The sequence below is a fragment of the Mesorhizobium sp. M8A.F.Ca.ET.021.01.1.1 genome (genome assembly GCF_003998025.1).
GTDB lineage: Bacteria > Pseudomonadota > Alphaproteobacteria > Rhizobiales > Rhizobiaceae > Mesorhizobium.
The window spans coordinates 1-1,090 of the sequence record NZ_RZSJ01000976.1; the positions used below are offsets into that span (position 1 = coordinate 1).

General features: G+C 61.8%; 1 protein-coding gene. It reads left to right on the top strand.

The annotated features are described in order from the left end of the window. On the top strand, positions 1-995 hold a 995-nt coding region (locus tag EOA36_RS35965; protein WP_145969534.1), incomplete at its 5' end, for a serine protease. Between the last annotated feature and the right edge of the window lie 95 nt (positions 996-1,090).

Genomic DNA, 1,090 nt, shown 5'->3' on the forward strand with positions numbered 1-1,090 from the left:
GTGCCGGCAATGGCGAAAGCATGCGGGACGTGACTTCGGGCGACTACAAGCCCGGGCGGGCCAAGCCGATCGCGCCGCCGACGCTGACTGACGAAGACAACCGCGCCGCGCCGATCACCGACGAGAAAGCGGCTGTCAAATCCTATGGCATCGTCGGACGTTCAGCCGATGGCAAGGAGATCAAGATCGAACCGAGCGAAGCGCTGCGGGAGATCATCATCAAGGAACTGAATGCGCCGGCCAATGGCGCCGAGGGCGACCCGCGCAAGACCGAGGATCCTGACCTTGGCGAAGGCGAAGCCGGACGTCAGGTTTTCGGCACCGACGATCGTGAGCAGGTCAAGAACACCAAGACCTATCCGTTCTCGGCAATCGGCTATCTCGAAGCCAAGTCGAAGACCGGCTATGGCAGCTGTTCGGCAACGTTGATCGGCCCGCGCACCGTGCTCACCGCCGCGCACTGTCTCTACAGCCACGAGGACAAGGACTGGCTGTCCGACTACCTGTTCGTGCCGGGCCTCAATGGCAGCACCGCCGATGACGCTCCGTTCGGCGCCTTCGAATACGAAAGCGCCTATGTGCTGCAGGGCTTCATCGACAACTACCAGGGCTATTACGGTTCGGTGATCCCGTGGGATCTCGGCATCATCACGCTGAAGCAGGATGTCGGCACCAATCTCGGCTGGCTGGGCTACGCCAACTATGACGATCTCGGCGACTTCACCGCCAACCTCGTCGGCTATCCCGGCGACAAGCCGATGGGTACGATGTGGAAGGCGAGCTGCGAAGTCCATGCCGAAAACATCGCTCCGGAGTATTTCCAGTATGACTGCGATACTTTCCCGGGGTCGAGCGGCAGCTCGGTCTATGCCTATGACACCAAGTCCAAGCAGCGCATCATTACCGGCGTCAACGTGGCGGAAAGCCCTGAGGCCAACACCGCCGTGCGCCTGAACGCCGCCAACGTCCAGTGGATCAACAGCCTCTACAAATGACGGCTGCCGACGGTCGCGGCGCGTGCCGCGACAGAGAAACAAAGAACCGGCGGCGGGACGTTCCCGCCGCCGGTTTTCTATGCGATGGCGTGCAC